We start from the raw sequence: 25,908 nt of genomic DNA on the forward strand, positions 1-25,908 counted from the left end.
GTTATAGCAACATAGTTCCGGCAACAAACATTAAAAATAGTGCAAAGATTTTTTTCAATGTAGGTGTAGGTAATGAGGTAGCAAGCTTAGCACCAATGCGCGTGGTGAGCATAGAGGTGGATGCAATTGCGATTAAAGCAGGTAAATAAACGTAACCAATGCTATACGCTGGCAAATCCTCAATCTTGTAACCATGGAGAATAAAGCCCACCATTCCTGAAATGGCGATAAGGCAACCACACACTGACGACGAACCCACTGCTTTGCGCATTTCGATGCCATGGCGGTTTAAGAACGGAACCGAGAGAGAACCGCCACCAATACCAGCGAGACTCGAAATAACACCAATACCCGTGCCATAAAACATAGTGGCAGTGCTGCCTGGCATGCTCTTAGATGCTTTACCATGAATAGAAAATAACATCTGAATAGCCAGTAACAATACGATAACCCCGAAGACTCTCGGTAAGTGTTGAGACGGAATCCATTCGGCGACATTCGCGCCTAAAAACCCGCCAACAACCACACCTGGCATCAACCACTTGACCACGAACATATCGACATTACCAAGTCTAAAATGATTGAGTGCAGATGAACCAGAGGTCGCAATAATACTCGCTAATGACGTAGCCAGAGCAATGTGCATACTAATATTTGCATCGATACCGGCCGCAGGGAGCATGAACAATAAGGCTGGAACAACAATGAGCCCACCACCAATCCCCAACAAACCAGCCATGACGCCGACCACGGCACCGAGAGCCATAAAAGACAAAAGTAATGCTATCGACACATTGAACCCTATTTGTTACCTGCTCGAATAAAGCCTGCGAAGCCCTTATCCTCAAAAAATGACTGCATCATAGTATAAATGTTATGACCATAAGGTTGCATCAGAGCTTTGTCAGCCAGTTGTTGCAATTCTCCAGTTTCGGTATGACGCAACAAGTACTTCACCTTAGCAACGTTTGAGGTATTCATACTTAGACTTCGATAACCTAAACCGACCATCAATAAAGCGCCAATTGGGTCACCGGCGAGCTCTCCACAGATACAGACTGGAATATTTAATTCCTGACAGGTCGAATGAATATGCTTAAGGGCCATGATCACCGAAGGGTGCATTGACTCATAAACATCCGCTACACGTGAGTTGTTGCGATCAACCGCTAGTAGATACTGAGTTAAGTCATTAGTCCCGATAGAAACAAAGTCGACTTTATTGGCAATCAACGGCAGCAGATAGATCATCGATGGAACTTCGATCATCACTCCGATTTGTGGCATACGAATGCGTTCATCTAATAGCACCACTTCTTGGTGAGCGCGTTCTATTAGAGCAATCGCATCATCAAGCTCTTGAGCCCCAGAAACCATAGGTAACAAGATACTTAAATTCTGATGAGTGGCACTCGCACGCATCATAGCGCGGATCTGCATCAAGAAAATATCTGGATGATCCAATGTAAAACGAATCCCACGCCAGCCTAAAAATGGGTTGTCTTCCTCAATGGGTAGATATGGCAATGCCTTATCACCACCCACATCCAAGGTACGCATCACCACACGTTTATCTGGATAGGTGTCTAACACAGCTTGATACTGCTGAGTCTGCTCTTCTTCTGACGGAAACCTGTGTTGAAGTAAGAAAGAAATCTCGGTTCGATAAAGCCCTACGCCGTCGACACCTTGGTTAATCGCAATATTGGCATCAGCACTCAAACCCGCGTTCAACATCACCTCAATTCGCTCACCGTCTTTGGTAAAAGCGGGGTCTTCGATGCGTTGATTAACCTTGTTAGCCAATTCACGCTCTTCATTAGCTAAAGCACGGTACTCGCGTAGTAACTGTTTGTTTGGTGAAATCAGTATTTTTCCGCTGTAACCATCGACGATACCCAACTTGCCTTTTATCGCTTTAGGGTTAAGGTTAGCCCCCATAACCGCGGGAATGCCTAATGCACGGGAAAGAATCGCAGCGTGAGAATTGGCCGCTCCTTCCAGTGAGATAACCGCGAGTAACTTATCTTTGGGAATCGAAGCGAGTAAGCTTGCTGTCAACTCCCTCACGACTAAAATAACGGGTTTATCAATGACCGTTCTATCTTGATCCGTGTTGTACAAGAAGAACAATAACCGTTGCCCCAATTCGCGGATGTCCTGAGCTCGTTCTCTGAGATAAACATCCGACATACGAGCAAAACGGTTAGAGTAGGATTCGACCACTTGACGCAATGCCCAGTCCGCTCGGTCTCCCTTGTGAATCTGCGCCTTTAAATCTTTACGCAACATAGGATCGTTAAGCAGGTGGGTAAACAGATCGAAAATCGCTAGCGCATCTTTATTGATCTCGTTATCAAGTCGCTTACGCATTCGGCGAAAATCATTCAACGCCTCTTCGATCGCCAACAGTAACCACTCTTGTTCGCGCTCAATATCCAACGTCGATGCAGGATAAACATTCGTCAGATCAGGCTGGGTGTCATCCCACCAAAAATCACCTATCGCTACCCCTGATGAAGCGGGTACGCCACGTATTGCTTGCTGTTTTTTCTCAAGACGCCAATGTCCCTGAGTTTGGGCATGCGCAATGATAACCGCAAGCTGAGCAGCCAGCGTGACTAGGAATGACTCCTCCATCTCATTAAATAAGCGAGGCGTTTTTTGCTGAACCACCAATACACCGAGAACTTGCTTACGATAGATAATTGGCGTGCCAAGGAAGCTTTGATAAATCTCTTCACCAAGCTCAGAAAAGTACTTGAAATCGGGGTGTTTTGAGGCCTCAGCAATGTTAAGAGGTTCGGCACTACGCTTAACCAAACCAACGAGACCTTCACTAAAGCGAATGTGGATTTTGTCGCCTTTGAAACGCAGGCCTTGAGTCGCCATTAACTCTAAGCGCTGCATCTCTTCATTGGCGAGATAGACAGTGCAACACTCAGTGCTCATCGCACTGCATGTTTGTTTAACCAAGATATCTAAAGCCTGATGAACTTCATCGACTTTAGAAACTTGTTCAACTATTTCCCTTAGTTGAGAAAGCATGTCTATCCTCTTTTGTGTTTACGTTTGCCTTTCACTCTGCGTTCTTTAAATGGCATTGCCATTGATGCAAACTCTTTCATTGCCCGACGATAAACATCGCGCTTAAAAGAAACCACTTGTCTGACTGGATACCAATAACTTACCCAACGCCAACCATCAAATTCAGGGGAACTACCACGTTGCATGTTGATCCTTGATTCATCACAATCTAAACGCAGTAGAAACCATTTCTGTTTTTGGCCGATACAAACAGGCTTAGAATCCCAACGAACTAGCCGCTTAGGTAACTTGTACCTCAGCCAATGACGACTCGTCGCTACGATTTTTACGTCTTTTTTGCTAAGACCAACCTCTTCATATAACTCCCTGTACATTGCTTGTTCAGGGGTTTCACCTTCATCAATCCCTCCCTGAGGGAATTGCCAAGAGTGTTGTCCGTATCGTTTTGCCCAGAAGACCTGACCATGGCTGTTACAGATTACAATACCCACATTTAAGCGGTAACCATCGCCATCTATCACTGGCCAACCTCTATTAAATTCTTAATTACAGTGATTTTTCCACATATCCCCAATATGAGCAAACTTACTAGTGTGACTAACACAGAAAATATTACTTTGGACACCCAAAATGGATAACTTTTAATCAAACCAAAGGTTACTCACACAGTTGTGAGACATAGCCCACATTTATTCACCTTTTCTGTGTATAAGTATGTGAAGAATCAATGAGAAAGTGATCAATAAGCATACAGCTTGAGAAGAAAACACATAAAAAACATGAAAACAATAGAAACAAATAAAATAAAAACAACAACTTAAACATTCAAACCAAATATCATAAAGGCCTATCGTTAGAGCAATTCATCTTCATGATCAGATCGGTCAAAGATCCACCAGCAGTGCATTTATCCACACCACTATCATCAATAGTCACCATCCGAGCCAAAACTCAAGCTATTTTGTCTGCCTAAACCCCTGTTAATTCATACATACTTGCAAAAAAATCACTTTTTTTCGTCATCACCTGTGGATAACTAGTTGAACGTTGATCTTTTCACCAATTTTTCGAACTGTTCGATCTTTGCTTGTTGGTCGTAATTTGAAAGTAATTCGCTACAATAAGCACATTAAACCAATCGACACCAACCGATATGAAATCAGAGCCTAAGTCCGAGCAAGAGTTACTCTCCAGAGCCTGCGATATTGCGGGGATGTCCTTTCAAGAGTTAGCGGCAGAAGCCGACATTGATGTGCCACCCGATCTACGCCGAGATAAAGGATGGGTTGGACAACTATTGGAGTGGCACCTAGGAGCAACCGCGGGCAGCAAGCCACAACAAGATTTTGAACAGCTGGGAATTGAACTAAAGACAATCCCGATCAGCTATATCGGAAAACCACTCGAAACGACTTTTGTTTGTGTCGCTCCGCTGATCGGTGTTCACGGCCTGACTTGGGAAACCAGCCACGTGCGTAATAAACTGTCACGCGTGCTTTGGGTGCCAGTTGAAGGAGAACGAGAGATCCCCCTTTCGGAAAGGCGAGTGGGCTCTCCTCTTATCTGGTCCCCAACGGAGGAAGAAGAACAGCAACTGCGCACTGACTGGGAAGAATTAATGGAAATGATCGTGCTCGGTCGTGTTGAACAGATCACCGCACGCCACGGAGAAGTACTACAACTTCGTCCGAAAGCAGCAAACAGTCGTGTTCTAACAGAGGCCTATGGTGCCAGTGGAAAGCCAATAAAAACCCTGCCGCGAGGTTTTTATTTAAGAACCCAATTTACGGCAAAGATTTTGGAGAACAACTTCATTTAGTGGGTTGTGATCAATATCTCTTGATCATGATACGAAGGGCCATCACCTAAACCACATTCATCATAAGCATTGTGTAAACGAAGATATGCCCTCTCCACTCCCAAACGATTGAGTTCATCTTTGACTTGTTCTAGTGAGTCAAAGTGAACGGGGTCATCGTCGATTCTTATTGGTTCGAGTTTGTGCTTGTATTCAACTGCGAGCAAGTATTGAGATAGGTCTGAACAGCTTATAACAAACACCTTAGGGGGTTGGTAACTTTCTTTGTGTTCACCATGAATCCACTTATGTAATTGAGTTTTTTGCATTCTTCACCTCCAGTATTCAATAGTAGTCAACTTGCGCAATTTTGCGAATTTGTTAGCTGTCCCCTTTTCTATTGATACTCGATTCCCCTATAGTGGGATCATATCTCTCTTTACAACAAGGAAGGTCGATGCAATACAACAAGCTACCTCACTCCACATTGGAGATTAGTAAGATCTGTCTTGGCACGATGACATTTGGTGAACAAAACACCGAGCAAGAAGCATTCAGCCAACTGGATTATGCATTGGAACGTGGTGTGAACTTCATTGATACCGCTGAAATGTATCCTGTTCCACCGCAAGGACAATCACAGGGTCTAACGGAGCAATTCATTGGTAATTGGCTAGCGAAATCCGGAAAAAGAGAAAAAGTCGTCCTCGCAACAAAAGTCGCTGGCCCGCGTAATGTTCCCTACATCCGCGAAAATATGAGCTTAGATCGTCGCAATATCCACTTAGCCATTGACGATAGCTTAAAACGTCTGCAAACCGACTATGTTGATCTTTACCAACTGCATTGGCCACAACGAAAAACTAACTGTTTTGGTCAGCTGAATTACCCTTATCCTGACACACAGGAAGAGGTAACGCTAATAGAGACACTTGAAGCGCTAGCTGAGCTAATTAAGGCTGGGAAAATTCGCTATATCGGCGTATCGAATGAAACGCCTTGGGGTGTGATGACATTGCTGAGGCTAGCGGAAAAACATGAGCTTCCGCGAATCGTATCAATTCAAAACCCTTACAACTTGCTCAATCGTAGTTTCGAAGTTGGCTTATCAGAAATCAGCCACTATGAAGGTGTTCAGCTGCTCGCCTACTCACCATTGGCCTTCGGTTGCTTAAGTGGAAAATATCTAAATGGACATAAACCAGAAGGGGCTCGCTGTTCTTTGTTCGAACGCTTTGTCCGCTATTTTACTCCACAAGGTATTGAAGCCACTCAAGCATACGTAAATCTGGCGAGAAATCATGGCTTAGATCCTGCTCAAATGGCGTTAGCTTTTGTCAATCAAAGACCTTTTGTCGCAGCCAATATCATTGGTGCGACAAACTTGGATCAGCTTAAATCAAATATTGATAGTTTAGATGTCGTTTTAACCGATGAGTTGCTTCAAGGTATTCAAGAAATTGGGACGACTTACTCCAATCCTTGTCCATAGTATTGAGTCGGGCAGGCGAAGCCACCTGCCCTTTTGATTACGTCGGTATTCGCGCGCTTAGCACACGACGAAGATGACGAATGCGACGTTCGGCTTTAACACTGTCTGGCTCAGAAAAGCCGATTGGGCGTCCATCTAGCTCAAGACCAATATCACGTAACAAATGCTCATTATTCCATGGAATATCGAATGCACTGCGACGTAATTTGCGTTTCCATTGCTTCTCTTCACGACGTAGATCCGCTTTTACCAATAGCGTTGCTAGTTTTAGATATACAGAATGACTCATGAGTTTTCTCCAGTTGAGTTTGGTAGCTGGGAAAAGATCAACGAATCGATAAAGATCAATAGGGTGTTTTAATTCGCTGCTTTCCCGCAGCCAATTAAAAAATGTGGATACGGACTAATTACATTAGGTCAGTTAGTTTTCGATCGGCGCCAAACGCACTGCATTTGAAGTCAGCCATCTTAGAGATGGTTAGATCGATAGAGACACAAATAAATGATTTAACAGTGATATGTTTCATTGTGTGCCTCCTAGCTAATGTAATAATCCAAAGTTTGATGGGTATGAGCTCTAGCTCATGGTTAAATTCTAACCATGAAGGTTATAAATTCAACCCTTTTTTGTCGATAAGATTAAAACAATTTTTTAACCCAAAAATAACCAAAATGGATGGTTAGATATAATATATTCAACTTAGTTATATCTGTATGACAGAGCATTATCCGTGCCAAATAAAAAAGCCACACTCGGGAAGAGCGTGGCTTTTTATTTACAAAACAAACAATTAGACAGTAATGTCAGAGATCAGGTTATGTTTGTTCAACAAACGATACATTGTTGCACGTGATACACCGAGCTCTTTGGCTGCCATAGACACTTGCCCTGCATGCGATTCAAGAACCAAAAGTAGTGCATCTCGCTCGCTGCGCTCACGAATGCTCTTGAGGCTGCGGCGGCTATCACTGCGCTTTGGTAAATCGAGGTGAACTTCATCTAACATCACGGTATCCGACATTAGCACCACTCGTTTAATCTGGTTCATGAGTTCACGAACGTTACCAGGCCAATGGTAGCGAGTTAATGCACGGGTCGCTTCTTCAGTAAAGCTGCGGGCCTGAGCATTGTACTCTTTCGAGTACTCCTGCAAGAAATGGCGAGCCAAAATTGCAACGTCTCCTGCACGCTCTTTCAGGCTAGGGACATTAATGCGCAATACATTGATATAGTGATAAAGCTCTTCGTTGAAGTCACCATCAATCAATGCTTTTTCGATATCGGCTGAGTTAGCAGCTAAAACACGCACATCGACCTCTTTACGGCCTGATGCTGTATCAACCATACCTTCTTGAAGGAATCTGAGCAGATTGAACTGCTGAGATTTCGGTAAAGTCAAAATATCATTAAGGAGGATCGTTCCTCCGTGCGCTTTTTCAAGAATCGAGGGCTCACTTAAATCATCACGATTGATACCAAATAGATCGCTCTCAATACGGCGCTCTGACATCGCTCGACAGTTCACAGAGATGAATTCTTTGTTTGCTCGGGCAGACGTTCGATGAACAGCTCGAGCCACCGTCTCTTTTCCTGTACCACTCTCACCATATATAAGAATGCTGACGTCAGTTGGACCAATACGTTTAATCTGATCACGGAGACGTTTTACTGGGATAGAATCACCAATCATTCCCATGTCACTTTGATTGCCATAATGAGGCCATACTTTCTTCTCTAGCTTGAGCATTCCAAGCTGGTGTCCGATTGTACTAAGAAGCTGCGCATCTGGAATTGGTGCAGTAAAAAAGTCGATACAGAAGTTAACAATGAACTGACAGATAGTATCTGAACTCAATTGAGACTCTCTGATAAACGCTAACCAGCGAACTTGCTTATGTTTGCTAACTAGGTTTGCTATACCGTTAAGACTAAACTCATCATGGCTTAGATCGACGATGCCAATACAAGGGCCTGTTTCAGTAAACAACGCATCGGCCTTTCGTAAATCTCCACACTGAGTACATCTCCAACCTACCTGCTCTAACACTGAAAGCCACGGTTCGTAGGTCCCTCCCACTACGACCAAAGAACCCGGAATGGAATCCATTCGGAATTGACTACCCATGAAGCATATTCCTTATTATTGATAATATGAATACAATGTGTGCTTAGGCACATATAAATCTATTTGGTTACATTATAGAGACTCTGGCAGAGAATCTGTCTCAATAATAAGACTAGAGGTTGAATCGCCTTTTTTCCATACATTGTGAGAGTAGATTCAAACTATTTTACCGCCATAAATAAAATTTCATTATCTTACCGAATGGCATCCCCCCCCTATCTCTGAATAACTTAGCGACAGAAAATCACCAAACTGGCGATAGAAATAAAAAAACCACCCGAAGGTGGCTTTTAAACTAATTGGTACTTACGCTTGAGGACGCATCGCAGGGAATAAGATTACGTCACGGATCGTATGAGTATTGGTAAATAGCATCGCTAGACGGTCGATACCAATACCTTGGCCAGCTGTTGGTGGTAGGCCGTGCTCAAGAGCGGTGATGTAGTCTGCATCGTAGTACATAGCTTCATCGTCACCAGCATCTTTTGCATTTACCTGAGCTTTAAAACGCTCATCTTGGTCTTGTGCATCGTTAAGCTCAGAGAAGCCGTTTGCTACTTCACGACCACCAATGAAGAACTCAAAACGGTCAGTAAAGAACGGGTTATCATCACTACGACGAGCCAACGGAGAAATGTCAGCTGGGTAACCAGTAATGAAGGTAGGTTGAACTAGCTGAGGTTCTGCTGTTTCACCAAAGATCTCTTCAAGTAACTGACCACACGTCCAGAAAGTTTCCACTTCAACATGAACAGACTTGGCAATCGCAACCATCTTGTCGCGATCTTGAAGATCCGCTTCGGTTAGAGCTTGAATTTCTGCATGCTCAGGGTTGTAATGTTTGATCGCTTCAAACATGCTCATTCGAGCGTATTTACCACCAAACTCAACCGTTTCATCACCGTAAGGCATTGATGTCGAACCTAGCACGTCCATCGCAACCGTACTTAACATCTCTTCAGTCAGATCCATCAGATCTTTGTAATCAGAGTATGCTTGGTAGAATTCCATCATAGTAAATTCAGGGTTATGACGTGGAGATAGACCTTCGTTACGGAAGTTACGGTTGATCTCGAATACGCGATCAAAACCACCAACAACTAAACGCTTTAGGTATAGCTCAGGCGCAACACGCAAGTACATGTCGATGTCGAGTGCATTATGGTGAGTAACGAATGGACGAGCCGTCGCACCACCAGGAATAACATGCATCATTGGTGTTTCAACTTCTAAGTAGCCTTTTGAGCTCATAAAGTTACGAATCGCTGAAACCAGTTTAGAACGAATGATGAATGCTTCACGAGAATCTTGGTTAACAATAAGATCAACATAACGCTGACGGTAACGCATCTCTTGGTCAGTCAGACCGTGGAACTTCTCTGGAAGTGGACGAAGTGCCTTAGTTAGCAATTCGTATTCTTCCATGTTCACGTAAAGATCGCCTTTACCAGATTTATGTAGCGCACCTTTAACACCAACGATATCGCCGATATCAAGACCTTGGTATTTGTCTTTTAGAACTTTTTGAACGTCTTTATCTGCGTATGCTTGGATACGGCCAGACGTTTCTTGAATCACTAGGAACGGACCACGCTTAGCCATGATACGGCCTGCAACCGCGACGACATGGTTTAGCTCTTCTAGCTCTTCCTTGGTCTTTTCAGCGAACTCTTTTTGAAGGTCGCCCGCTAGCGCGTCACGACGGAAGTCGTTTGGGTGGCCGTTTGCTTTACAGCTCTTACGGATCTCGTCCAATTTAGAGCGGCGTTCTGCAATCAGCTTGTTTTCTTCTTGTACGTTGTCGTTTTGAACAGCATCAGTCATTTTCGATGTATCCTGTTTCGTAAGTGTCGGTGAAAAGCTTAAAGACCTGATTTCAGGCTAGCTTCAATAAATTTATCTAAATCGCCGTCAAGAACCGCTTGAGTATTACGGTTTTCAACGCCAGTACGTAAATCTTTAATGCGAGAATCATCCAATACGTAAGAACGGATTTGACTCCCCCAACCAATGTCAGATTTAGCGTCTTCGTTCGCTTGTTTTTCCGCATTTTGCTTCTGAATCTCTAGTTCAAAAAGCTTGGCGCGAAGCTGCTTCATTGCTTGGTCTTTGTTCTTATGTTGAGAACGGTCATTCTGACACTGCACAACCGTATTGGTTGGTACGTGAGTAATACGTACCGCAGATTCTGTCGTGTTGACGTGCTGACCACCAGCACCAGATGCACGGTAAACATCAATACGCAGATCAGCAGGGTTAATGTCGATCTGGATGTTGTCATCAATCTCAGGATAAATAAACGCAGAAGCAAACGAAGTATGACGGCGGCCACTTGAATCAAATGGCGATTTACGAACTAAACGGTGAACACCTGTCTCGGTACGTAACCAACCATAAGCGTACTCACCAGAAATCTTAACCGTCGCGCCTTTTAGACCTGCAACTTCGCCTTCTGATACTTCAATAACCTCAGTTTTAAAGCCTTTTGCTTCAGCCCAACGCAAGTACATGCGCAGCATCATTGAAGTCCAATCTTGCGCTTCTGTACCACCAGAGCCTGATTGCAAATCAATGTAGCAATCCGAAGCGTCATGGTCTCCAGAGAACATGCGACGGAATTCTAGCTTTTCTAACTTAGATTCAAGCTCAGCAAGTTCAGGCTCGATCTCATCAAACGTTTCTTGATCTTCTTCTTCTACAGCCAGCTCAAGTAGCCCTTCAACATCTTCCACACCTTGAATGAGAAGGTCGATAGTTTCTACAACCGCTTCCAATGATGAACGCTCTTTACCTAGTGCTTGAGCACGTTCAGGTTCGTTCCATACATCTGGCTGTTCTAATTCTGCGTTGACTTCTTCTAGACGCTCTTGTTTTGCGTCATAGTCAAAGATACCCCCTCAGGATATTCGTGCGCTCAGACACATCCTTTAGGCGGTTTTTAATAGGATTGATTTCAAACATGTTTGCTCAACATTTATGAGTAGAATTTAACCGAGGAATTGTACTCAAAAGTGTGATGAAGATACAGGAATTTTTTATCGCTGCATAAAAACTCAAATGCAAAAAAAATCCCCTGTCACGCCTTACGCGACAGGGGATTGTTAACTAGATAAGATGAGAAATTATGCGTTCTCTTCCGCCAATACTGGCTGTTCAACTTTGCCAACAAATAGCATTGCAACCATAGCCACAACCGTTGGTAGTAACCAACCCATACCGATATCAAATAACGGCAACATGTTTAGTGCTGACACATCAACACCCGCAACCTTCGCAGCGTCGATCAATGCAAACAGTAAAGAAACAAGGATCACCACACGGTATGCCGCTTTAGGGTTTGGTAATTTCTTGCGAAGGAAAGTCAATGCAACCAACGCAATAGCAACTGGGTATAGTGCGAATAGAACTGGTACCGACAGAGCGATCAGTTGTGAAAGACCCACATTAGCAACAACCGCACAGGCTACACCGTTGATAATAACCCAAGTCTTGTATGAAATTGGCGTCAGTGAACTAAAGTAATCTGAACACGCTGACACAAGACCAATAGCCGTTGTCAAACACGCTAACAATACAATCACAGAAAGCACAAGCTGACCGTAAGGACCAAACAGAGACTGCACATAGAGGCTCAAGATCACGCCACCGTTATCTGCACCTGATGCAACCGTTGCACTTGTCGCACCAAGATAGAACAGAGATACGTACACAAATGTCAGGCCAGCCGCAGCAATACAAGCTGCACTGATCAAGTACTTAGACGTTGCTTTTTGCTCTGTAATGCCTTTCTGGCGAAGTGCATCAACAATCAATACACCGAACATTAATGAGCCGAAGGTATCCATGGTGTTGTAACCTTCAAGGAAACCTTTTTGCAACGGATGAGTAAGATATTCGCCCTGAGCCGCGATTAACTGACCTTGTGGATCAATGAATACCGCAACAGCCAATACGATCAGACCTAGGAACAAGACAGGTGTTAGAACTTTACCAATCACATCAATCAGCTTGCCTTGTGACCATGCAAAGAACATAGCAACAGCAAAGAAAAGGATTGAAAATAGAGTCAGATGAGACTGCGCCGCGTCAGCAAAGAAAGGTTTCACCGCCATTTCGTATGCAACCAAGCCTGTACGTGGTGCCGCGAATGCTGGGCCAATGATGATAAAAATCAACACAGCCATAATCATGGCACCGCGTTGCGGAAGATCCTTAGTCAGGTGCTCCCACGAGCCTCCAGCAACTGCAATAGCAACGATAGTAATAAGAGGTAGACCTACTGCAGTTAGAAGAAAGCCTGACATTGCAGGAATAACGTTTTCACCAGCCAATTGACCAGCTAGAGGTGGAAAGATGATGTTACCTGCACCCAAAAAGAAAGCGAATAGCATAAAGCCTACCGCAAGAATATCTGTTAATTTTAAAGTCTGATTCACTGTCGACCCTTTACTTATAATCTAATGAATGTTGTGTTTGTTGGATGGTCAATAATTGCCGTCCACTCTTTAAATTAAGGCGCGCATAATGACGAAAACCTCATCAACTCGCAACCCAAAGGCGAAAAACACCATATAAATTTATAATCACAAGTAAAAAGCAGCATATATCACTACATCAAACAGATTGAACAGTCGTATAAACTAGCCAAAAACCGTTACACACCGAGAACAAACAGCACAATAAACCACACAAATTATTAACAACAGATCAATTAACTCAAAAAACAATCAATTGACGATAAAGATAAAATTAATGAATAAAACTAAAAGCTTTGAGTTCAAACAATTTAAAATTGATGGCGGCTATTCTGGCATGCCAGTAAGTACTGATGGAGTCTTACTTGGTGCGTGGATGGATCTTAGCGAGTGCGCATCACTACTCGATGTAGGCACGGGAACAGGTCTACTAAGTTTGATGTGCGCTCAACGTAAACCGACATTGTCTATCGAAGCGATCGACATAGAAAAAAATGCCATTGCAGCCGCGAATTTTAACTTCTTATCTTCGCCTTGGTCTGATCGAATAACACTCCATCATAACGATGTTCTCAAACATCAATTTGATCGTAAATTCGATGCCATCATCTGTAATCCACCTTACTTTAATAATGGAGAACAAGCAGTAAATAGCGCTCGGGCCTTGGCGAGACACACCGACAGCTTAAATCACACTCACCTCATTGAGCGCTGTTGGTCACTGCTAACCCCGACAGGTTGTGCCAGTTTTGTTCTACCGATTGTTGAAGGTGAACACTTTATCGCTATCGCGCTATCGCTCGGTTGGTCTATAAAAAGATGCTGCTCTATCAAACCAACCGCCAACAAGCCGGTGAGCCGATTATTATTTGAACTGAGTAAACAATCCGTTGCGACCCAATATCAAAACCTAACAATTCACCAAGCTACTGGCTATTCCAGTGAGTTTATTGACCTAACCAAAGACTTTTATCTCAAGATGTAAAAAATAAGGTGTGATCCTTATCACCGATCACTCTATAATACGTCCCCTTAAATTATTGCTCACACCAACTCGCTTGTGGAGACATCATAGTGATCAGAAATTTTGCTGAATTAGAGTTAGATCCTAATCTACTCCTCGCAATTGAAGAAATGGGTTATGACCGCCCGACACAAATTCAGGCTGAAGCGATCCCACAAGCTTTAGATGGCCGTGACGTATTGGCTTCTGCACCTACTGGTACAGGAAAAACAGCAGCATTTGTGCTGCCTGCATTGCAGTTTTTGCAAGATTTTCCGCGTCGTAAACCAGGGCCAGCGCGTGTTCTTATCCTGACCCCAACCCGTGAGTTGGCAATGCAAGTAGCCGATCAAGCACGTGCGCTAGCGAAGCACACAAGCCTCAACATATTTACCATTACTGGTGGTGTTCAATACCAAGAACACGCAGATATTCTTGCAACAACTCAAGATATCGTGGTTGCGACACCAGGTCGTTTGATGGAATACATCGAGTCTGAGCGCTTTGATTGTCGTGCGATCGAATGGCTAATTCTGGATGAAGCAGATCGCATGTTAGACATGGGCTTTGGTCCAACCGTTGATCGTCTCTCATCAGAATGTCGTTGGCGTAAACAGACCCTACTCTTCTCTGCCACATTAGAAGGCAAAGGTGTTGAGGGCTTCACAGCTGATCTACTTAATGATCCAGCAGAAGTTGATGCAGAGCCATCGCGTCGCGAGCGCAAGAAAATTTCTCAGTGGTACCACCGCGCAGACGATATGTCGCACAAACTGGATCTCCTGAAGAAGATCCTTACCGAGCAAGCAGAACGCTCCATCGTGTTCTTGAAAACACGTGAACGTCTCGCCGAGCTGCGTGTCGAGCTGGAAAAAGCACAAATTGCTTGTGCTTGGATCCAAGGTGAAATGCCACAAGATCGTCGTAACAATGCCATCAGTCGCTTCCGCGATGGAACGGTAAACGTATTACTAGCAACTGACGTTGCCGCTCGTGGTATCGACCTTCCAGATGTGAGTCACGTCATCAACTTCGACATGCCCCGCAGTGCTGATGTTTACTTACACCGTATTGGCCGTACTGCCCGTGCCGGTAAGAAAGGCAACGCAGTTTCTCTAGTAGAAGCCCATGACCAACCAATGATGGATCGTGTAGCACGTTACGTTAAAGAAGAGATCAAAGAGCGTTTCATTAAAGAGATGCGTCCTAAACATAAAAAACCTGTGTTTAAGAAAAAGAACAAAAAGAAAGACGACAAGAAAAAAGTAGCGGCAAAAGGTAAGAAAAAAGTCGCTAAGAAAAAGAAATAGTTTCGAGTTTCGAGTTTCGAGTTTCGAGTTTCGAGTTTCGAGTTTCGAGTTTCGAGTTTCGAGTTTCGAGTTTCGAGAAAAGTTTGAAGGGTTGGCACTTAGTGCCAACCCTTTTCTTTTAAAGTCAGGTAATTAGGCTCAAAAAAGAACTAAAAGCTTGCGACTAACTCGATTCTCGGAGCGAAGCGTTCTCGCAGGGCGAAGCCCGATCTCGACTCTAAAAATAGTTGGAGTTCTGGCAAGGCAATGAACAAATCCGGCCCCATGAGCATAGTCCACTATGTGATTGGGGTGAATTTGCGAAGTTAACGCAGTTATCACCCCAAATACGACGAAGATTAGTGTTCGCGTGTTGCGCGGAACTCCACATCTGGGAAACGCTCTTTCGCCAAATTCAGATTGACCATAGTTGGGGCGATGTAAGTCAGGTTGTCACCACCATCAAGTGCTAAGTTTGACTGGTTCTTACGCTGGAATTCATCCAGTTTCTTACCGTCTGTACACTCAATCCAACGTGCTGTTGCTACGTTAACGCCTTCATAAATCGCTTCCACGTTGTATTCTGCTTTTAAGCGAGCAACAACAACATCAAACTGCAGCACACCAACCGCACCAACGATAAGATCGTTGTTTTGTAGTGGACGGAAAACCTGTACCGCCCCTTCTTCTGAAAGCTGAACAAGTCCCTTTAGCAACTGCTTTTGCTTCAAAGGATCTTTCAAGCGGATACGACGGAAGAGTTCTGGAGCAAAGTTTGGAATACCAGAGAACTTAAGTGTTTCACCTTGAGTGAAGGTATCACCAATCTGGATAGTACCGTGGTTGTGAAGACCAATGATGTCACCCGCATAGGCATCTTCTGCACGTGAACGGTCACCTGCCATAAAGGTCACCGCATCAGAAATATTCACCTGCTTACCAATACGTACATGGTTCATCTTCATACCTTGCTTGTAGGTACCAGAGACAATACGCATGAACGCGATACGGTCGCGGTGCTTAGGATCCATGTTCGCCTGAATCTTAAATACGAAGCCAGTGAAGTTCTCTTCACTTGCTTTCACTTCACGTTCATTAGCCTGACGTGACATCGGAGCTGGTGCCCATTCAGTTAAGCCATCCAACATGTGGTCAACACCAAAGTTACCTAGCGCGGTACCAAAATATACTGGCGTCAATTCACCCGCCAAGAACAGCTCTTTGTCAAATTCAGGGCATGCGCCAATAACCAACTCGAGCTCTTCACGTAGCTGCTCTGCAAGATCGCTACCAACGGCTTCATCAAGTTCTGGATTCTCCAACCCTTTAATGATGCGAGACTCTTGGATGGTATGGCCCTGACCCGTGCTATACAAAATGGTTTCGTCGCGATGGATATGGTAAACACCTTTAAACTCTTTACCGCAACCAATTGGCCATGAGATAGGTGCACAAGACATCTTGAGTTCACTTTCAACTTCGTCTAGCAGATCCATTGGGTCGCGGATATCACGGTCCAATTTATTCATGAAAGTAACGATAGGTGTATCACGTAAACGTGTTACCTCCATCAGTTTGCGAGTACGGTCCTCGACACCTTTCGCAGCGTCGATTACCATCAAACATGAATCGACAGCAGTAAGCGTGCGATAGGTATCTTCCGAGAAGTCTTCGTGTCCCGGTGTATCGAGTAGGTTAACGAGGCACTCATTGTAAGGAAACTGCATAACAGAGGTTGTTACCGAGATGCCACGCTCTTTTTCCATTTCCATCCAGTCGGACTTAGCGTGTTGAGCAGAACCGCGACCTTTAACTGTACCCGCTGTTTGGATCGCGCGTCCGAACAATAGTACTTTTTCTGTAATAGTTGTTTTACCCGCATCTGGGTGCGAGATGATTGCGAAAGTTCTACGCTTAGAAACTTCGCCAAGAAAAGGTGTATCTGACATGAGAGAGTCTTCTTCTGTCTATAAGCTAAAGAGGGCTATTACTCTAGCCCTAGCGGTTCGATTCAATTTTGCGCGGTATTTTCGCTTATATTGAACTGGGGAGCAACTTCATCAATGAAAATGAGCAAAAAAGCACTTCAAATTAGTTACAAATTAAAATATCAATAAATATGAGCTATAACTAAAGGAGTAGAGGGAACTGATCTGAACTATGGCTAAAAGCAAAAAAATTAACTCATTAGCTTTTCGGCAAGCTAAAACCGTTTTCTTGGTATCGGTGATATTGGGGATCTGTTTTAGCTTGTACCATATTTTGGTGGATCTCCATCAGGAGCAGAAGCGAATTCAAGAGCATTATCAGTTCAAGTTACTGCAAAATTACTCCAATGCGAGTCAAGCGGCTTATCACTTGAACCAGTTGCTTGCTGAACAGGTAGCTTCCAGCCTGATGATGGATAATGCCGTATATAAAGTGCAAATTGTCGATGACTTTGGTGATACCTTAACTCAGAAAGAGCGCAATATTTCTCTGCAAAGCAAATTCACAGAAGCGCTATCCAGTTACCTAACACCCACTGCTCCCGTTTTTACTACAGACCTACATCAACCGAACTCTCATGTTGTGGTAGGTTCATTAAGCTTCTCAGTCAATGGCGCCTACATCGCGAAAAATTTCATTGCAAAGACAACGCAAATTCTACTGTTTGACCTGTTCCGTAACATCTTACTGACCTCTATCTTGCTGATGTTTTTCTATCAGAAGTTGTCTAAACCTCTCGTGACACTTATTGAATGGGTCAGATCACTGCAAGACAATAAGAGTGATCTCCCGCCTCCAACTCAGTATCGCGATGATGAACTAGGTCAACTTGCTCAAACCTTCCATACACTTTGGAAGGACAGAGAAGCGGCCGAGGTTAAACTCAATCAACTCGCTTATTACGATTCATTGACTGGCCTTGCTAACCGCAGCCTGCTGTTACAGCTTTTGAGTAAAGCCATCGACGATGCCAATGGCAGCAAACAAGCTGGGACACTGTTCTACCTCGACTTAGATCGCTTTAAGACTATCAATGACTCTTTGGGGCATACCATAGGTGATAACCTTATCAAAGCCATCTCAAAACGCATTGAAGCTTGGTTGAAGACGGACTTCACGGCTGCGAGAATCGGCGGGGATGAGTTTGCCCTACTGTTACCTCACACAAATGCAGAAAAGGCTCACGAACTGGCTCAGCAATTACTGGCACTCGTCTCTAATCCTTATTCTATTGATGATCACCAACTTTACTGCACCGTTAGTGTTGGTATCGCCGTTTTCCCTTCGGTGGGCAGCACGAATATCGATGTTTTGCGTCAAGCCGATACCGCACTCTACCGTGCCAAAGTCGCGGGCCGTAACAAATACATGTTTTACGAACCAGAGATGCAAGCACAGGTCGAGTCGTTTCTGGAAATCGAAAAAGGATTGCATGAAGCAATCAATAAAGGACAACTGGAGCTCTATTACCAACCACAGGTTGATGAAAAGCACCATATCGTTGGTGTCGAAGCGTTGATCCGCTGGAACCACCCAGAAAAAGGGTTGTTGCCCCCAGGGGTGTTTATGCCGATAGCGGAAGAAACTGGACAAATATTGCAGATCGGTAACTGGATTATCGAACAAGCTTGCTATCAGTATGCCTCTTGGAAAAAGCAGAATATTCTGCCTGAGACATTCCGCCGATTAGCCATCAATATCAGCCCTTTACAGTTTTCACAAAACTCCTTTGTAGAACACATCGTCGACTCTCTGACACAAGCCGGCATCAGTGGTGAGCATATTGAGTTGGAAATCACCGAGAATTTGCTGCTAGAAAATGTCGATGCTGCGATTCAAAAAATGACGGAGCTTAAAGAGCACAACTTAAAGACATCGATCGATGATTTTGGTACGGGTTACTCATCTCTGCGCTACCTGAAACACCTATCCGTCGACGTCCTTAAAATAGATCGCTCATTCGTCACCCAACTACACTTAGATGAGAGTGATCAAGCGATAGTTGATACCATCATCATGACGGCTCAAAGATTAAAACTGGAAGTCATTGCAGAAGGTGTCGAAGACGCTTACGAGTTACAAGCGCTCAAACAGTTGGGCTGTGCTCAGTTTCAAGGCTATTTGTTTGATAAACCCCTCCCCGTAGCAGAACTGACAGAGCGCTTCGAGAGAAACCACTACCAAATCGACGAGCCGACTCCGGTAAAAGCCGTACAAAAGTAATCAGGGCCTAAAAGAAGATGTAGCTCATGATAATTGCATCTTCTTTGCCTGATGCTGTTGGGTAGTAATTCCGGCGACGGTCGACTTCGTTAAACCCGATAGACTCATACAAACCAAAAGCATTGTGGTTGCTTTCTCTTACCTCTAACCATGCGCTGTCAGCCTGTGCTTGTTCGCACATATCGAGAAAAGCTTGCATCAGTTGTTTGCCATATCCCTTCCCTTGATAAGCGGGAGAAACGGCAATATTCAGCAAAGTGACTTCGCCTACAATGTTTTGCGCATAAAAATAGCCAATCACCTGATTATCATCGCACAACACATGGTGGCAACCACCACGACTATTGATATCTCGAACCATGTTTTCTGACCATGGATGAGAGTGTGCCTGACGTTCAATGTTCCAAACTTGATCTAAATGTTCTAGCTGTAATAGGGAGATTTTTAACATGGCTATTTGTACGAACAGATTTGTTGCCACAGCGCTCGGCGCTGATCGTTATTACCATCAACATCACTGAGCAAAGGAGAAGATAATACCTTCCCTTGCACATCAGGCTGTACTTCACAGCCCGCAAACCAAGCCCACTCTAACGGGTGGTCAGGTAACTGACTCACTTGGTGAGGAAAGATGTGTTGTGCTTGTTCCAAGTTTAGATTGATGCTTTTCAATACCCTTTCAAACATAATTGCTGTCTCATTTTTCGGATATTGGGGTGAGATCAGCACAAGTTGACAAGACTCTTGCAAAACGATGCGAGGGGCTTGATAGCCTTGCAATCGTTCTGGATGGGTCAGCTCATAGCACTGAATACCCATTTCTTGTAAATACTCTAGCTCGTGTTGTGGCATAAGGATTCGTCACTGGTTTGAACGAGGCAATCGTAACATAAAACAAAGAGGCACTATGAAACATTTCATCACCCTTTTGCTTTCCTCACTGATTATCCTTATCGCTCCACAAACTTTCGCGCAAAGCAGCGATGACTGGGTAATGATCAGCGATAAAGTGGTCAACTACAAATCTGAAACTGATACCGTAGAACCCCTTGCGTACGTCAGCCAGCGCAACTTTAGCAAACTAAAGATTAAAGTGGTCCAAGGTACCGTTAACTTAAAGAATATCGTGGTGACTATGTCTGATGGTAGTCGCAAAGAACTTCAATCTATGGGCACGTTAACCAAAGGTATGTCAACCAGAGTCTGGACTCTGCCTGGCGGCAAAGATGCCAAGTTTAAGAAACTTGAGATGACATACGATAGCTGGGGAAGTACAACTCTAAGTGCAGTCGGCCTCAGTAAGAAAGCAAAGATCGAAGTTTGGGGTAAAAAGCGTACCGAAGAAGATGAAGAATAGCGTCCTGCGATAAACAAACGCCACCGATATCGGTGGCGTTTTTGTATTGGATTTGCCGTTAGAAGCTCGCTTTCACTGCCGCGGCAATTTTAAGTGCCGAAGATTGAACCAGTTGTGCATCCTCGCCTTCAACCATCACTCTGATCAAAGGCTCTGTGCCTGATTTACGCAATAAGACTCGACCTTTTTCGCCTAGCTCAGCTTCAACTTCAGCCGTCGCTTGCTTGACGGCATCAGCATCTAGTGGATTAGAATCTCCTTGGAATCGAACATTTTCCAGTACCTGAGGGTACAATGTCATTCCCTGAGATAAGTCATGTAGCGACATATCGCTGCCCACAACTGACGCTAAAACCTGTAGTGCCGCAACAATAGCGTCTCCCGTCGTTACCTTGTCCAACAAGATAACGTGACCAGAGTTTTCTGCACCGATTTTCCACCCTTTTGCAAGAAGTTGCTCCATCACATAACGATCACCAACAGCCGCGCGGACAAATGGAATACCCAGTTGTTTCAGACCATTTTCCATACCAAGGTTAGTCATTAGCGTACCAACAACACCCCCCTTTAACTCACCACGACGCATGGCATCACGAGCGATGATATACGCGATTTGGTCACCATCCACTTTATTGCCTAAATGGTCAACCATGATGATACGATCGCCATCACCATCAAAAGCCAGACCAAGTGCTGCACCTTCCTCTACAACTCGCTTTTGCAGAGCACGTACATCCGTCGCACCAACTTCATGGTTAATGTTCGTACCGTTTGGTTCGATGCCCATCGCCACAACATCCGCACCTAATTCGCTAAATACTGCTGGTGCAATATGGTAAGTTGCACCATGAGCACAATCGACAACGATTTTAAGACCCGCCAAACTTAACTCTGATGGGAAGGTGCTTTTACAAAACTCGATGTAACGGCCCGCAGCATCGTTTAAACGAGAAGCTTTACCTAGCAGGGCTGACTCAACACATTCGATATCTTTATCAAGTTCGGCTTCAATCGCTAACTCGATATCATCAGGTAACTTAGTACCTTCAGAAGAGAAAAACTTAATACCGTTGTCATAATACGGGTTGTGAGATGCAGAAATCACAATCCCCGCTTCTGCGCGGAAAGTTTGCGTCAGGTATGCGACAGCAGGCGTTGGCATTGGGCCCGTAAAGGTTGCTTTCAGTCCCGCCGCTGCTAAACCCGCCTCTAAAGCAGATTCAAGCATATAGCCAGAAATACGTGTATCTTTGCCAATAATGACCTTCTTCGTCCCCTGTTTAGCCAGTACACGGCCCGCAGCCCATCCGAGTTTAAGGACAAAGTCTGGTGTAATCGGGTATTGGCCAACTTTGCCACGTACACCATCGGTACCAAAATAGCGTCTCTTATCAGACATAGTGAATCCTTTTTATAATCATTTTTCTGCTCAGTGGTTTTGACTAACCATTGAGACAATCTTCATAGCATCAAGCGTTTGTTCAAAATCGTGGACACGGATGATTTGTGCGCCTTTCATGGCTGCGATTGTAGCGCAACTGACACTGGCTGCAATACACTCATCAGGTGCTTTATCAAGCAACTTAAACAGCATAGATTTACGCGACATTCCCGCGAGAATCGGCAAACCAAATTGATGGAACTGTTCTAAATGCGCCAACATATGATAGTTGTGCTGTAAAGTTTTGCCAAAACCAAAACCTGGGTCAAGAATAAGCTGACTACGCTGGATACCGACCTTTTCACACGCTTCGATACGCTCTTGCAAAAACTCGCCCACTTCTTTTAGTAAATCTTCGTAGTGAGGATTCGACTGCATCGTCCGTGGCTGACCTTGCATATGCATAAGACAAATTGGCAACCCAGATTGAGCCGCGACATCTAGCGCCCCTGGCTCTTGTAAAGCACGGACATCATTAATGATATCCGCACCAGCTTCAATCGCTTGGCGCATCACTTCAGCTTTGCTGGTATCGATAGAAATCCAGACATCGTGATGCTTTCTAATCGCTCGAATAACCGGAATCACACGTTGCAACTCTTCTTCTAACGCGACATCAGGCGCACCTGGGCGCGTCGATTCACCACCGATATCGATGATGGTTACCCCAGCTTCAATCATTCGCTGCGCCTGAGCGAGCGCATTATCTAGTGAGTGGTATCTACCGCCGTCAGAAAAGGAATCAGGGGTGACGTTTAGAATTCCCATAACCTGTGGTTGTGACAGGTCCAGCGATTTATTGTTTGCTTTCAGAATCATACTTGGGCTCTTGACCTTTAAATACAAAAACCCCGAGTTGCCTCGGGGTTTCTTTTAAAAGCTTAGTTACTCAGAGTCTTTTTTCTCTGCTGCTTCTGTTGATGCTGTTTCTTGAGAAGTCGTCGGCTCTTCTGCTTTTACTTCAGAATCTTGCGCTTCACTTTTCTCTTCAGGTTCAGACTTATCTTCTTGCTTGCTATTAGCGTTACTTCCCCAACCAGCAGGCTCACGAATTTCTGTCTTACGCTCCATCAGATCATCAATCTGACCAGCATCGATCGTTTCGTACTTCATCAGTGCGTCTTTCATCGCATGCATAATATCCATGTTTTCTTCAAGGATCTTACGCGCTCGATCGTAGTTACGGTCAATGATCTTACGGACTTCGTCATCAATGAGTTTCGCGGTATCGTCAGACATATGTTTCGTCTGAGTAACGCTGCGGCCTAGGAACACCTCGCCTTCTTCTTCTGCATAAAGAAGTGGACCAAGTTTCTCGGAGAAGCCCCATTGCGTGACCATTTTACGCGCGATATCAGTCGCACGTTCGATATCGTTAGAAGCACCCGTAGACACCTTATCGGCACCGTAGATCAGCTCTTCGGCCAAACGACCACCGTACAGACTTGAAACCATTGACTCCAAGTGTTGACGCGACATACTTACGCGATCTTGTTCTGGTAAGTACATAGTGACACCAAGCGCACGACCACGTGGAATGATAGAAACTTTGTACACTGGGTCGTGTTCAGGAACCAAGCGACCAACAATTGCGTGACCCGCTTCGTGATAAGCCGTTGATTCTTTGGTTTCTTCAGACATCACCATTGAACGGCGCTCTGCACCCATCATGATTTTGTCTTTAGCCAGTTCAAACTCAACCATTGAGACATTGCGTTTGTTACCACGAGCTGCGAATAGAGCCGCTTCGTTAACAAGGTTAGCAAGGTCAGCACCAGAGAAGCCTGGAGTACCACGTGCGATAAGAGAAGGCTCTACGTCACCCGCAAGAGGAACTTTACGCATGTGAACTTTAAGGATCTGCTCACGACCACGTACATCAGGTAGACCAACGACAACCTGACGGTCAAAACGGCCAGGGCGAAGAAGTGCAGGGTCTAGTACGTCTGGACGGTTAGTCGCCGCAATCACGATAATACCTTCGTTGCCTTCAAAGCCATCCATTTCAACCAGCATTTGGTTTAGTGTCTGTTCACGCTCATCGTGACCACCACCAACACCAGCACCACGTTGACGGCCTACTGCATCAATCTCATCGATAAAGATAATACACGGCGCAGCTTTCTTCGCTTGTTCGAACATGTCACGTACACGCGATGCACCCACACCAACGAACATTTCTACGAAATCAGAACCAGAAATAGTAAAGAATGGAACTTTGGCCTCACCAGCAATCGCTTTAGCAAGTAAGGTTTTACCAGTACCAGGAGGACCAACCATCAAAACACCCGTCGGGATCTTACCACCTAGCTTTTGGAAGCGGCTTGGATCACGAAGATAATCAACCAGTTCTTTGACGTCTTCTTTTGCTTCATCACAGCCAGCGACATCACCAAACGTGGTTTTGATTTGCTCTTCGCTCATCATTCGAGCTTTGCTCTTACCGAAAGACATCGCGCCTTTGCCGCCACCGCCTTGCATCTGGCGCATGAAGAAAATCCATACACCAATCAGTAAGATCATTGGGAACCATGAAATGAAGATAGTACCTAGCAGGCTTTGCTCTTCTGGAGGTGTACCTTGTACTTTCACATTTTGATTAATTAGGTCATCAAGTAGCTTCTGGTCGTAGACTGGCATGTAAGTAACATAACGCGCGCCGCCGCCACGACGTGTGAAAGAAATTTCACCGTCTTTAAAAGTTGCTTCCTGAATCTGGCCTTGGCCAACTTCCTGTACAAATGTGGTGTAATCCACCGCTCTGCCATTGCTTTCTCCAGGGCCAAAGCTCTGGAAAACCGACATCAAGACGACGGCGATAACAAGCCACAGAATTAAATTTTTTGCCATGTCACTCAAGGTGTAAGCCTCTCGATAACTAATTGTAATTAAAGGTAGGGTACTACAGTTTATAACCTGTAGCTATAGTGTTAACCTGCCCAGCAAGGGGCAAAATAGTTAACCTTTGTAACCAGTGGCTACAACAAAGACTTCTCGTGAGCGAGCTCGCGATGAGTCTGGTTTTCTGACTTTGACGACTTTAAAAGTATCGCGGACTTCTTTAACAAACTGATCGAAGCCTTCCCCCTGGAAAACCTTTACAACAAAGCTACCATTAGGGGCTAGAACTTGTCGACACATATCTAAAGCCAATTCAACTAAATACATTGCTCTTGGCTGGTCCACAGAGTTATTACCAGCAATATTCGGAGCCATGTCAGACATCACAACGTCAACCATTGATGGTTGGATTCTGTCCAGCAGAGCTTCTAGTACGGCTTCTTCACGGAAGTCACCTTGGAGGAAGCTTACCCCTGAAATAGGATCCATAGGTAACAGGTCACAAGCAATAATTTGCCCCTCCTCACCTACAATCTTAGCAGCATATTGCGACCACCCACCGGGTGCTGCACCTAAATCGACCACAGTCATACCAGGTTTTAGTAATTTATCTTTGGTTTGGATCTCTTCCATTTTGAAATAAGCGCGTGAACGATAGCCTTTTTTTCGCGCTTCGTTGGCGTACTTATCGTCAAAATGTTCTTTCAACCAGCGACCCGAGCTGGCCGAATGTTTTTGTTTACTCATTCGATACCTAACAGATAGAGGGAGCAACTAACCCAATAAATTATAGTCTTCACGGTTAGATGGCGTTAAAATGGTATTT

The 25,908-nt window shown here is 44.5% G+C and carries 22 protein-coding genes; 6 read left to right on the forward strand and 16 right to left on the reverse strand.

The features are described 5' to 3' along the window. Position 1: 1 nt before the first annotated feature. From ACQEXT_RS06185 to rppH, 3 genes are read right to left on the reverse strand one after another with little or no spacing between them, the layout of a single operon-like run. The gene (locus ACQEXT_RS06185) at positions 2-766 is read right to left on the reverse strand and encodes a sulfite exporter TauE/SafE family protein (RefSeq protein WP_419723652.1); all 765 of its coding nucleotides are present in this window, start codon (positions 764-766) and stop codon (positions 2-4) included. A gap of 35 nt (positions 767-801) precedes the next feature. After that, on the reverse strand, positions 802-3,048 hold the full coding sequence (gene ptsP, locus ACQEXT_RS06190) for a phosphoenolpyruvate--protein phosphotransferase (protein WP_426951088.1): 2,247 nt from the start codon (positions 3,046-3,048) through the stop codon (positions 802-804). Positions 3,049-3,050: 2 nt separating this feature from the next. Continuing rightward, entirely contained in the window at positions 3,051-3,569 is a 519-nt protein-coding gene (gene rppH / locus ACQEXT_RS06195; RefSeq protein WP_138972120.1) for an RNA pyrophosphohydrolase, read from the reverse strand. Positions 3,570-4,201: 632 nt separating this feature from the next. Here rppH and mutH point away from each other — a divergent pair. After that, the gene (gene mutH, locus ACQEXT_RS06200; RefSeq protein WP_138972121.1) at positions 4,202-4,867 is read left to right on the forward strand and encodes a DNA mismatch repair endonuclease MutH; all 666 of its coding nucleotides are present in this window, start codon (positions 4,202-4,204) and stop codon (positions 4,865-4,867) included. On the opposite strand, the gene ACQEXT_RS06205 is transcribed toward mutH, so the two are convergent. Continuing rightward, positions 4,864-5,175 (reverse strand): DUF6482 family protein, encoded by a 312-nt coding sequence (locus ACQEXT_RS06205; protein WP_138972122.1) that lies wholly within the window; start codon positions 5,173-5,175, stop codon positions 4,864-4,866. The genes mutH and ACQEXT_RS06205 overlap by 4 nt on opposite strands. A 128-nt stretch (positions 5,176-5,303) precedes the next feature. Here ACQEXT_RS06205 and ACQEXT_RS06210 point away from each other — a divergent pair, with 128 nt between their 5' ends. After that, positions 5,304-6,338, forward strand: a complete 1,035-nt coding sequence (locus tag ACQEXT_RS06210) for an NADP(H)-dependent aldo-keto reductase (protein ID WP_331417574.1) — start codon at positions 5,304-5,306, stop codon at positions 6,336-6,338. Between the two features lie 37 nt (positions 6,339-6,375). On the opposite strand, the gene ACQEXT_RS06215 is transcribed toward ACQEXT_RS06210, so the two are convergent. The 5 genes from ACQEXT_RS06215 to brnQ all read right to left on the reverse strand — a co-directional run bounded on the left by ACQEXT_RS06215 (position 6,376) and on the right by brnQ (position 12,900). Continuing rightward, a complete protein-coding gene (locus tag ACQEXT_RS06215; RefSeq protein ID WP_138972123.1) occupies positions 6,376-6,627 on the reverse strand; it encodes a DUF1127 domain-containing protein in 252 nt (83 codons plus the stop codon). Between the two features lie 502 nt (positions 6,628-7,129). Next, the gene (gene vpsR, locus ACQEXT_RS06220; protein WP_426951090.1) at positions 7,130-8,464 is read right to left on the reverse strand and encodes a cyclic-di-GMP-binding transcriptional regulator VpsR; all 1,335 of its coding nucleotides are present in this window, start codon (positions 8,462-8,464) and stop codon (positions 7,130-7,132) included. A gap of 306 nt (positions 8,465-8,770) precedes the next feature. Next, entirely contained in the window at positions 8,771-10,288 is a 1,518-nt protein-coding gene (gene lysS / locus ACQEXT_RS06225) for a lysine--tRNA ligase (RefSeq protein WP_426951091.1), read from the reverse strand. Positions 10,289-10,326: 38 nt separating this feature from the next. After that, a protein-coding gene (gene prfB / locus ACQEXT_RS06230; RefSeq protein WP_138972126.1) for a peptide chain release factor 2 occupies positions 10,327-11,425 on the reverse strand; the annotation gives its coding sequence in 2 pieces (ribosomal slippage) (positions 10,327-11,349 and positions 11,351-11,425; 1,098 coding nt in all). 161 nt (positions 11,426-11,586) lie between these two features. Then, entirely contained in the window at positions 11,587-12,900 is a 1,314-nt protein-coding gene (gene brnQ, locus ACQEXT_RS06235) for a branched-chain amino acid transport system II carrier protein (RefSeq protein ID WP_138972127.1), read from the reverse strand. 316 nt (positions 12,901-13,216) lie between these two features. Here brnQ and ACQEXT_RS06240 point away from each other — a divergent pair, with 316 nt between their 5' ends. Together ACQEXT_RS06240 and srmB are read left to right on the forward strand one after the other, a co-directional pair. After that, positions 13,217-13,924: a tRNA1(Val) (adenine(37)-N6)-methyltransferase gene (locus tag ACQEXT_RS06240; protein ID WP_426951092.1), complete on the forward strand. Its 708-nt coding sequence runs from the start codon at positions 13,217-13,219 to the stop codon at positions 13,922-13,924. Positions 13,925-14,013: 89 nt separating this feature from the next. Continuing rightward, positions 14,014-15,252 carry an ATP-dependent RNA helicase SrmB gene (gene srmB, locus ACQEXT_RS06245; RefSeq protein WP_138972129.1) on the forward strand — a complete coding sequence of 413 codons (1,239 nt, stop codon included), beginning with the start codon at positions 14,014-14,016 and terminating at the stop codon, positions 15,250-15,252. Positions 15,253-15,590: 338 nt separating this feature from the next. Here the strand turns inward: srmB and prfC are convergent, their stop codons facing one another. Next, positions 15,591-17,180, reverse strand: a complete 1,590-nt coding sequence (gene prfC, locus ACQEXT_RS06250; RefSeq protein WP_138972130.1) for a peptide chain release factor 3 — start codon at positions 17,178-17,180, stop codon at positions 15,591-15,593. 211 nt (positions 17,181-17,391) lie between these two features. Between prfC and ACQEXT_RS06255 the strand changes: the two genes are divergently transcribed. Then, a complete protein-coding gene (locus ACQEXT_RS06255) occupies positions 17,392-19,443 on the forward strand; it encodes a putative bifunctional diguanylate cyclase/phosphodiesterase (RefSeq protein ID WP_426951093.1) in 2,052 nt (683 codons plus the stop codon). Positions 19,444-19,450: 7 nt separating this feature from the next. Here ACQEXT_RS06255 and rimI read toward each other — a convergent pair whose 3' ends face one another. Together rimI and ACQEXT_RS06265 are read right to left on the reverse strand one after the other, a co-directional pair. After that, on the reverse strand, positions 19,451-19,894 hold the full coding sequence (gene rimI / locus ACQEXT_RS06260) for a ribosomal protein S18-alanine N-acetyltransferase (protein ID WP_426951094.1): 444 nt from the start codon (positions 19,892-19,894) through the stop codon (positions 19,451-19,453). Positions 19,895-19,896: 2 nt separating this feature from the next. After that, positions 19,897-20,295 (reverse strand): DNA polymerase III subunit psi, encoded by a 399-nt coding sequence (locus ACQEXT_RS06265; protein WP_426951095.1) that lies wholly within the window; start codon positions 20,293-20,295, stop codon positions 19,897-19,899. 55 nt (positions 20,296-20,350) lie between these two features. Here ACQEXT_RS06265 and ACQEXT_RS06270 point away from each other — a divergent pair, with 55 nt between their 5' ends. Continuing rightward, positions 20,351-20,800 (forward strand): hypothetical protein, encoded by a 450-nt coding sequence (locus ACQEXT_RS06270; RefSeq protein WP_426951097.1) that lies wholly within the window; start codon positions 20,351-20,353, stop codon positions 20,798-20,800. A gap of 58 nt (positions 20,801-20,858) precedes the next feature. Here the strand turns inward: ACQEXT_RS06270 and glmM are convergent, their stop codons facing one another. From glmM to rlmE, 4 genes are all read right to left on the reverse strand, one after another. Next, positions 20,859-22,199 carry a phosphoglucosamine mutase gene (gene glmM / locus ACQEXT_RS06275; RefSeq protein ID WP_269377414.1) on the reverse strand — a complete coding sequence of 447 codons (1,341 nt, stop codon included), beginning with the start codon at positions 22,197-22,199 and terminating at the stop codon, positions 20,859-20,861. A 30-nt stretch (positions 22,200-22,229) separates the two neighbouring features. Then, positions 22,230-23,060: a dihydropteroate synthase gene (folP, locus tag ACQEXT_RS06280; RefSeq protein WP_269377415.1), complete on the reverse strand. Its 831-nt coding sequence runs from the start codon at positions 23,058-23,060 to the stop codon at positions 22,230-22,232. A gap of 66 nt (positions 23,061-23,126) precedes the next feature. After that, on the reverse strand, positions 23,127-25,091 hold the full coding sequence (gene ftsH / locus ACQEXT_RS06285; protein WP_426951099.1) for an ATP-dependent zinc metalloprotease FtsH: 1,965 nt from the start codon (positions 25,089-25,091) through the stop codon (positions 23,127-23,129). 108 nt (positions 25,092-25,199) lie between these two features. Then, entirely contained in the window at positions 25,200-25,829 is a 630-nt protein-coding gene (gene rlmE, locus ACQEXT_RS06290) for a 23S rRNA (uridine(2552)-2'-O)-methyltransferase RlmE (protein ID WP_426951100.1), read from the reverse strand. Positions 25,830-25,908 lie beyond the last annotated feature (79 nt).

The organism is Vibrio sp. TRT 29B02, from assembly GCF_050113655.1.
GTDB lineage: Bacteria > Pseudomonadota > Gammaproteobacteria > Enterobacterales > Vibrionaceae > Vibrio.